Raw genomic sequence first — 1,138 nt, 5'->3', positions numbered from 1 at the left:
TTCGGATCGCCGTGCGGGGCGGGCAGCACCACCACGGCACCGGTGCCCGTCCCGGCGACCAGGGCGCGGTCGGTGGCGCCGCCGAGCGCCTCCTCCAGCACCGCCCGTACGGTGCCCTCCGGCAGGCCGGCGCCCTCGGCGCTGAGCACCAGCCAGGAGCCTTCCTGCGCCCGGGACTTGGGATCGGGGACCTCGTAGCCGACGGCCATCGCCGAGGAGGCGTACAGGGTGCGGCTGATCTCGGCCGGGTCGGCGTCGCGGCGCAGCAGGGCGAGCACCTCGTCGGCGAGGCGGCGGCGCAGCCGGCGGCCCTCGTCGCGGCGGTGGCGCTCGGCGGCCACCAGCCGGGCCAGGTTCTCGGCGAGCTGCTGGCGCTTGGCGGTCCACTCGGTGACGTCGCCGGCCACCGCGAGCACCCAGTCGACGAGCGGCGCGTCGTGCTCGGCGGAGACCGGGGCGGGCAGCAGCGAGTAGGAGCCGGCCGCCAGCCGGGCCCGGTGCGGGGGGCGGCGGCGCTGGCGCTGGGCGGCGAGGTGGGCGCGGACCAGCTGGTCGCGGTCCTGGGCGGAGAGCCGTTCGGCGGGGCCCGCGATCACCGCGCCGGTCGGGGTGAGCACCCAGCAGTCCAGGTCGAGGTCACCGCCGAGCAGGTCCAGCACCGCGTCCAGTCCACCGCCGCCGGCCGCCGAGACCAGCAGGCGGTGCCGGTCGACCAGGGCGGCGAGGTCGGCCGCGCGGTCCGCGGAGACCTGGCGGCCGATGAACTCGGTGACGGTGCCGAAGGCGATGTCGTCGGGGACGGCGAGCAGCGGCATCCGGTGCCGCCGGCAGGCCTCGACCAGGTCCTCGGGCACCGGGCCGACCTCGGCCTCGCCGGCCGCCAGGGCCACCGCGCCGCCGGCCGCCAGGGTGCGGACGAAACGCTCGGAGTCGGCCGGGACGGTGCGCCAGAGCATGCCGGTGAGCACCAGTTCGCCGCCGTGCAGGTAGCGGCCCGGGTCCTGGAGGTCCGTCGTCATCACGCCGCTGACCTGCCGGTCCAGCTCTTCCTCGGCCGCGAGCAGGCGCAGTCGCGGGGCACCGGGGGCGAGCAGGTCACGGACGCGCATCCGCGGACTCCTTAACGGGGCTTGGGGGG

General features: G+C 77.5%; 1 protein-coding gene. It reads right to left on the bottom strand.

Annotated features, from left to right (window positions below; all coding sequences use genetic code 11):
* Positions 1-1,109 (bottom strand): PucR family transcriptional regulator ligand-binding domain-containing protein (locus tag ACIQOV_RS42355; RefSeq protein ID WP_401056594.1); only part of this gene is annotated, 1,109 nt, incomplete at its 3' end.
* Between the last annotated feature and the right edge of the window lie 29 nt (positions 1,110-1,138).

This window comes from Kitasatospora sp. NPDC091257, assembly GCF_044757675.1.
Lineage (GTDB): Bacteria > Actinomycetota > Actinomycetes > Streptomycetales > Streptomycetaceae > Kitasatospora > Kitasatospora lactacystinica.
The sequence above is the reverse complement of the archived record's forward strand: the minus strand, read 5'-3'. Positions and strand labels throughout refer to the sequence as shown.